The organism is Candidatus Cloacimonadota bacterium (assembly GCA_034722995.1).
In the GTDB taxonomy this organism is placed as follows: domain Bacteria; phylum Cloacimonadota; class Cloacimonadia; order JGIOTU-2; family JGIOTU-2; genus JAGMCF01.
Genome location: JAYEOL010000026.1, coordinates 52,480 through 60,272, shown reverse-complemented (window position 1 = coordinate 60,272; position 7,793 = coordinate 52,480). Strand labels below are relative to the sequence as shown.

6 protein-coding genes are annotated in these 7,793 nt (G+C 32.6%); all 6 read left to right on the top strand.

The window, feature by feature from the left end:
• Nucleotides 1-132, top strand: a 132-nt coding sequence (xseB, locus tag U9R23_03665; protein ID MEA3475526.1) for an exodeoxyribonuclease VII small subunit, incomplete at its 5' end; no start/stop codon positions are given.
• 282 nt (nucleotides 133-414) lie between these two features.
• The gene (locus tag U9R23_03660) at nucleotides 415-1,305 is read left to right on the top strand and encodes a farnesyl diphosphate synthase (GenBank protein MEA3475525.1); all 891 of its coding nucleotides are present in this window, start codon (nucleotides 415-417) and stop codon (nucleotides 1,303-1,305) included.
• Nucleotides 1,305-1,757 carry a dUTP diphosphatase gene (dut, locus tag U9R23_03655; protein ID MEA3475524.1) on the top strand — a complete coding sequence of 151 codons (453 nt, stop codon included), beginning with the start codon at nucleotides 1,305-1,307 and terminating at the stop codon, nucleotides 1,755-1,757. Before U9R23_03660 ends, dut begins: the two co-directional genes overlap by 1 nt.
• Nucleotides 1,758-1,946: 189 nt before the next feature.
• Nucleotides 1,947-3,344: a hypothetical protein gene (locus U9R23_03650; GenBank protein ID MEA3475523.1), complete on the top strand. Its 1,398-nt coding sequence runs from the start codon at nucleotides 1,947-1,949 to the stop codon at nucleotides 3,342-3,344.
• Between the two features lie 368 nt (nucleotides 3,345-3,712).
• Nucleotides 3,713-5,437: a HEAT repeat domain-containing protein gene (locus tag U9R23_03645; protein ID MEA3475522.1), complete on the top strand. Its 1,725-nt coding sequence runs from the start codon at nucleotides 3,713-3,715 to the stop codon at nucleotides 5,435-5,437.
• Nucleotides 5,438-5,522: 85 nt separating this feature from the next.
• Nucleotides 5,523-7,553: a C25 family cysteine peptidase gene (locus U9R23_03640; protein MEA3475521.1), complete on the top strand. Its 2,031-nt coding sequence runs from the start codon at nucleotides 5,523-5,525 to the stop codon at nucleotides 7,551-7,553.
• Nucleotides 7,554-7,793 lie beyond the last annotated feature (240 nt).

Sequence of the window (7,793 nt, the reverse complement as noted above, 5' to 3'; positions counted from 1 at the left end):
GAGGGGAATGTTGATATTGAAAAATCTTTAGAATATTATGAAGAAGGCATTAAATTAATCAAGCTTTGTTCTGAAAGATTAAAGAAGATAGAAAATAAGATTTCCTTACTAAGTGAAGTCAAAGAAGCGTAAACGGAGTAAAGTTACTATTAGAAGCATAATATAGGTTACTTTATTTCTACGGATAGTAGCGGAGTGCGAAAACGAGTTCCGATTTATCGGAATGAACTTTTCGCAGATGCCAATATGCTGAAAGTTCGCCCTTCCGATATATCGGAAGGACTCGTTTCAGCACTCCACTTTTATTTAATATCATTATTGAAAATAGATGCAAATAGTTTTATGCACTCAGTAATAATTTTGCCTGATTTTGACTAAATGTAAAAGCGTAAATTTTTTTTCAGGAGAATAGTAATGACCAAAATGATGCGTCTCAAAAAAGATGTTAAGGAGAAAAGAGAATTAGTCAATATTATAATTGATAGATTTTTACCGCGGAAGGACGAGTATCCAAAAATTATACATAAAGCAATGCGTTACACTCTTTTTGCTGGTGGCAAAAGAATCCGTCCGTATCTGACAATTACTACATATCAACTTTTTGGACATATGGATAAAAAAATATTACCTGTTGCTGCTGCAATTGAGTTGATTCATACTTATTCATTAATACATGATGATTTGCCAGATATAGATAATGATGATCTCAGAAGGGGGAAACCTGCCTGCCATATAGAGTTTGGGGAGGATATTGCAACACTTGCTGGAGATGCATTAATTGTTGAAGCATTTAAGATTCTGCTTACAATTGATGTAAAATCTAAAGTTAAAGTTGAGTTATTAAAGGAGTTCGCAGAAGCAACTGGGGATACCGGGTTAATTGCGGGTCAAATAGTTGATATTGATAGTGAAGGAAAATATGTCTCACCAAAAATCCTTGATTATATTCATATGAATAAAACTGCAAAGTTGATTACTACAGCTGTTCGTTTTGGTACGATTATGGCTGAAGCAGGTGAAGATGATTTAGAAAGGATAACAGAATTTGGTAAAACCTTAGGACTGCTTTTCCAAATAAGTGATGATATTCTTGATGTAGAAGGTTCTGAAGAAAAGATGGGTAAGAAAACAGGACTTGATGCTCAGAGAGGGAAAGCTACTTACCCTAAAATATATGGCATAGAAAAAGCAAAGGAGAAAGCTCAAGAGTTACAGAGCAAAGCACAAAATATTATCTCTTATTATGGTCCTAAGGCTGAATTTTTGAAAAAGATTTGTGTTTACATTGCCACCAGAGAATTCTGATGATTAAAGTAAAAATAAGGAGATTATCCAAAACTGCAAAATTACCTCAAAAGATGACTCCCCATTCTTCTGGATATGATATATTTGCCAATTTAGCAAAAGATGTGGTAATCTTGCCTAAGGATGTTGCTTTAATACCAACTGGTTTTTCTTTAGAAATTCCTCAAGGATATGAAGCACAAATTCGTCCAAGAAGTGGTCTGGCAATTAATCATAAAATAGGAATCTTAAACTCTCCAGGCACTATCGATTCTGATTATAGAGGAGAAGTTAAGATAATAGCTTTTAATTTTGGTGATGAAGATTTTATTGTAAAACCAAATATGCGAATCGCTCAAATGGTTTTCTCAAAGGTTGAAGATACAGTTTTAGAAGAAAGTATTTCTTTAAGCAAAACAGAAAGAGATGCTGGTGGATTCGGGCATACAGACAATAAACTTGATTGCAAATAGATTTATTTTTAAAAAAAATAACAATTTCTAAGAAATCAAAGGTTAGGTTATTACTTTTTTTATTAATTTGAATTTTTATTCTGCACTTGCGATCAAATCTTTTTTTGATAGGATTAGACATTTTACGATGGAAATAAAATTTTAAAAATATGAAAAAAATTTGGCAAGAAAATTTAAAGACTAATAAGTATGTATAAAGATTTTATATTAATATTAATAAGAATTTTTAAACATAATGTATATATTATGATATTAAGAAAGATTTTAATTATTATTTTACTTTTACCTTCAGTTTTATTAGCTGATGATATCTCTGATTGGCACTATAAAACTTATATTGAAAATAATACTGAAATGACTACTACATTTATAAAATATGATGAAGATACAAAAAAGCATGTGAAAAAATTTATAAATAAAAAGAAAGTAAAACTAATTACAGGTAACGACCAGTATATTGCTACAACAGCTCCAGTAAAGTTAGTAAAAAAGTTAAAAAATAAGTTAAGCGACAAGATTGAAATTTGTGGACTTCGTGATGATAATACATATTTACAAGAAAAGCGTATTGATAAGTTACTTTTAGATTGGAAGTCCGAACATAAAGGAATGTTAAAAGGATTTTGTCATGTTGATTCAATATACATTGTTTCTGTAATATTTAAGCATCCAGAAACAAAAAGAAGATATAATGTTGAGAGTTTTTTCACTGAAAGTAATGGTGAATTTTCTTCTTGGCTACCTGAAGGAGAATACAAAATATCTGTAGAAACAGTAAAAAGTTATATGGCTTCTGAAAATCAGAAAAAGAAAATACTTAAAGATGTAAATGGGCCTAAAATAGTTAAAATTCGAGAAGGGGAATTCCCTAAACTCGAATTCATTCCAATAATTTATTTAGATGAAGAAGCATTTATTGAGTATACAGCAAAACAAAAGGAAATCTTAGTTTTTATAGACATTGATAATAGCCCTAGTGCTTTGCTACTTACAGAAAGAAATGGATATTCATATCCAATAGAGATAACAGAAGATTATGTTACCTTATTTAATACTCCAATGTATGCTTCTTATTTTGGTTCAATAACATATAAAACTATTTCAGAGATAAAACCTTATAAAGAAGAAGGATTCTATCCATACTTGTATAGCTTTTCACAAACCATTCCTTATGCTGATTATGTAAAGACTTTTGTTAAACCTGATGAAAAATTTGAGATTTCTGGAGAAGTAAAAATTATGAATCATGAAATTGAATCATTTGAATTATCTTTTCTTTCTGCAAAACATCAGCTAACTTATATTCAGACAGATTCTCTGGGACATTTCTCAGCAGAAGTATATTCTGATATTTATGCGGTTACTATTGTCTCTCTTCCAAGAATTAAAACCGATGTAAAAGATGTCCTGGTAAATTCATATAAAAAAAACGATTTTAAACTTGAATTTACTATTGTTGATTCTATTCCTGCTCGTAGATGCTTTCCCGGTGATAAAGTTATTTTACCCTATAGATATAATTATTTTACGAAAGGTTTTAAAGATTTGAATTATAATACTATTAAACCTCTCGATAGGTTGTATTAAATTAAAACAATGCTTATGAAAGGCAAATTTGGTCGTTAATTTAATTGAAAAGAAAGTGGAAAATTCAATTATGTCGGATGGAAAAGATGAGAATGGTGATTAAATTTCCTGTTGGATTTATCCATATCAGCTATAATAACTAACTTCTTTATAATTTTCCCTGAGTTCCTGATAAAAAAAATTTGGCAAGAAAATTTTAAAACATCTAAATGGAATTGCATGAATTTAGGGAAAATCCCGTTAAAGGTTTAGTCTTTTACGGGACAAATGGGTTATGTTAACTTATAGGATAGGAATTTTGGTGTTATACCAAAAAAATATTGTTAAGAATAAAAAGATAAAAAAATGACTAAAAAGAGGAGATAACCATGAAAAAGATAGTATTGATGTCAGTAAGCTTACTTATATGTTTGACTATTGCGATTCCCTGTATTGCTGGCGGGAATGAAAGAAAAGTACCTACCGATGAGCCGGATAGCACCTATTTGGATAGTTTAAAAAGAGCTCGACTAAAAAGATTTCATGAAAGATCGGAGCATTTGAAGGAGCAAGCAAGAAAGGATATAGCTCCTAATGTGCCCGGCTTGATAGAGACATTATCTGATACAAGTAGATATAGGCGCCAGATAGCTGCTATGCAGTTAGGGTGCAGCCAGGATGAGCAGGTAGTACCTTATTTGGAAAAGTTATTATTGGAAGACCCGGCAAGCAATGTAAGAGCACAATGTGCTACATCATTGGCAACATTAGAATCAATTGAATCTCAACCTGTCCTAATAGAAGCTATGAACGATTTTGTGGAAGAAGTTCAGCTAAGATCAGCTTTAGCCCTCGTCTTTTTAGGTGATACTACCTATTGTATACCTGTGCTTGAGGATCTATGGAAGTTTGGAGATAGAAGAACTCGTCTTGCTATTAATCAAGGGTTAAAAGACATTGGAACGAAAAGAGCAATCCAAAATCTACGAAAAGCCATGAATGATGAGGATCCTCAGGTCGCTGTTGGTGCTGCAATTAGATTGGCTGAATTGGGATACTGTGAAGATGCGTTTCCTAGGCTAAAAAAAATGTTGACGCATAGTGATAAGCATATTCGGAGTGCAGCAGTAAGGGGTTTAGCTGAGATTGGTGATGCAACCTCACTCCAGTTAATAAAAGGTATGCTTAATGACAAGAGTCCGTACGTACGACAATATATCAGAACAATACTAAAAAGTTACTTCAATATAGAAGTTCCTCCTGATGACAAATTGGAAAACTCTATGCGAAATTATGATTCCGATGCTGCAGTCGCCTATGCAGACGAATGGTGGGATGGAAGAAACCTGCAAGATTATGATAATTATTCACCACCATTTGGAAACGGTGACTGTGCAAATTTTGTCTCCCAATGTTTGAAAGAAGGTGGATTGGATTTATCTGCAGGTTGGGATGGATATGGTGGGGGTGTAGATGATTACGGTTGTATTCCATACTGTGATCATTTACACATTCATTTAATGAATTATCAAGATGTAACTCTTTATGAACGTTTATCAGAAGATGATTGGCCTCAAGAACCAGATTGGTTTGTAAAAGGAGATCCTGCTATATATAATGAAGCGGATAATCTTTGGAAACATGCTGTATTTGCCAGAGTTGGTGATGAATATAATTGGGCTAGATTAAGTTCCCATGACCCTGATGTAGGAGGGCCTTATAATGATGTAAGAGTTTATTGGTTTTATGACGAAAATCCAAACTTAGTCAGTTGTGATTTCTACCATATACCACCTGTAGGGGCTTCAGTCGAAGATAATAGTATATCTTTTATAAATGAACTCAAACCTAATTTTCCCAATCCATTTCACAGTTCTACAACAATTTCTTTTTTTCTTCAGCCCCGTGAACTCGGGGCTAAGAGCACAGAGATAAAGATATATAATATCAAAGGGCAATTGATAAAGCAGGTATCAATAGATAATCATCAATCATCGATTGTCTGGAATGGAAAAGACGAAAGTGGCAACCAACTGTCCAGTGGTATTTATCTGTATCAATTAGTAAATGGCAACAAAGTTATTGATACAAAAAGAATGTTATTAATAAGATAAAAAAAGTCCCGTTTTAACGGGATCCCGATTTGGTCAGGCTCGGTGCTTAAACGAGACTAATTAATCGGGAAAAGGAAGGTCTATTATGAAAAGAAAAAATAGAATACTAATAATCTCAACTATAATCTTAACCTTCACCTTTACTTTTATCTGTTTATTTGCTGGTCCAAAGGAAGATTATGAGAAGGGATTAAGAGAAGAATTAAGCAAAATATTTGATAATCCTGAAGAGATAGAGCAGTTTATTGAGCATGCAGAGAACTTTAAGCCTACAATAAAAAAGCAAGAATATCCTGAAACTACTACAAAAGGAGAAAATAAGATACCTTATGATATGATAATCATTACAAATGCGGAATTAGAACAGGATTTTCTTGAATTTGCTACAATAAAAAATAGAGAAGGGATAAAGACCCAAGTGGTATCTATTTTACAGACAGGGAATACCCCGCAGGAGATAAGGCAGTATTTAAAAACAAGAAAGGAGAGAAATCCAAATCTTAAATATGTTTTGATTGGTGGAGATGCATCAGTAATTATGCCTAAAATGATATGGAATCCATATTATCATCAATGGGCTGAAAGTTGTATAGAGGGCTATGGTTCAGAATTCCCTACTGATTATTATTTTTGTAATGTTCTTTCTGACTGGGTATCTGATGATGAGGTAAATTTTGAAGCTGATTTATATGTTGGCAGAATCCCTGCAGATACGCCAGAAGAGGTACAGAATTTTATCAATAAATATATTGCCTATCGTTACAATGGTAATTATTCTGAGAAATATCATTTAATTGCACAGAATCTTGCGAAGATTCCTTATGATACGGGTGGAAATTATATAATAAACAGGATTGCTGAACATATCAATACGGACATTGCCTATACTTATGAAGAGGACTTATATCATGCAGAGCCAGGAGATACAATCCGACCTGGAGTTTTATGGGGAGAGGCAATAGCAAGCAATAATTTTAGTTTTCTATTTAATGTGGCTCATGGTCATAGGAAGTGTATTGGTGCCTACAATATAATGTGTAATGCAAATTCATATCCAGGACCTCCGCCTCCTATGGGTCTTCCACCTTTTGAAAATACAAATATAGTCACAATTAATGATACAATTTGTCTAGTTGGTAACCTACCCTATCATGCACCTGAATATTATGAATATTTGCCACCCTATCTATCAAATACAAATCCCTATCTGTTCTGGAGTAGTTCTTGTAGAGGTAATCTTTTCGCTATGATAGACACCAATTATGTGTATTTTCCTGCAGAGTGTGTAGGAGCAGAGTTTATAAATAGTCCTGATGGTGCTGTTGCTTTATATGCCTCATCATTCCTTGAATTTCCTTATACAACTCGCCATTCAGTAGAAGATTTCATGGATTTTATATTTGATAATGAGATGTATCGTATTGGAGAAAACTGTGTGGAATGTCATCAATATATTTATCAATATGGGGGCTCAAATTGTGCAAGAGATCTTATTCTTTCTCATGTCTTATTTGGTGACCCGAGTATGCAAATTTGGAGTGAAAAAGCCCGGGTATTTAATGTATATAGATTAAAATCTGAAAATGAAGAACTGGCTGTTTTTTGGGTGTTAGATAAAGAAGAAAATCCTGTAAGCAATGTAAGATGTAATTTGATATCAGAAGGTAATGAGATATTCCTAAGAGGATTTACAGATGAGGAAGGAGTTGTAGAGTTTGAAATTGGGAAGGAAGATATTTCTGAAATGGAACTTACAACTATCAAGGCTAATTTTATTCCTTATTCAAGTATAGTAGAAGAGATACCCTATTATGGCAAGGGAGATGAAGACCTGGGTTCAGAATCAGATATTTCGTTGTGCTGCTATCCAAATCCGATGCATAGTTCAACTACAATCTCTTTTTCAGCCACAGATTTACACGGATTATCACAGATAAAGATTTATAATGTAAAAGGTCAATTGGTAAAGCGGTTTGGAGATTTAACTGGAAAAGATAAGGTTATTTGGAGTGGTAAAGATAACAGAGGTATACAGTTATCCAATGGGATTTATTTCTATCGTATGGAAACAGATAAATATAAATCTGAAATAAGTAAGATTCTGATGCTGCGATAATATAACTATTACTAAAGTATAAAAGTGGTCTGACTATCAGTCAAAATTGGCAGAGTTTTAGTCAGACCCTTTTTTAATCTATTTTTTTCTATATCACAACAAAGGTATATAGCAAATACTTACATAGCGAAAATTCTCATTTTTTGCAATAATCAAAATTAAAAACCCCAAAACTTGACTATATTTAATCAAATTGAAAAACTTCTTAATTAAAAAAAAGTTGAATTATATTTAATTGAA

Excerpts from the sequence above, each read along its gene's own strand:
- U9R23_03640 (MEA3475521.1), top strand. The coding sequence starts at position 5,523 with ATGAAAAGAAAAAATAGAATACTAATAATCTCAACTATAATCTTAACC.
- U9R23_03645 (MEA3475522.1), top strand. The coding sequence starts at position 3,713 with ATGAAAAAGATAGTATTGATGTCAGTAAGCTTACTTATATGTTTGACT.
- U9R23_03650 (MEA3475523.1), top strand. The coding sequence starts at position 1,947 with ATGTATAAAGATTTTATATTAATATTAATAAGAATTTTTAAACATAAT.
- dut (MEA3475524.1), top strand. The coding sequence starts at position 1,305 with ATGATTAAAGTAAAAATAAGGAGATTATCCAAAACTGCAAAATTACCT.
- U9R23_03660 (MEA3475525.1), top strand. The coding sequence starts at position 415 with ATGACCAAAATGATGCGTCTCAAAAAAGATGTTAAGGAGAAAAGAGAA.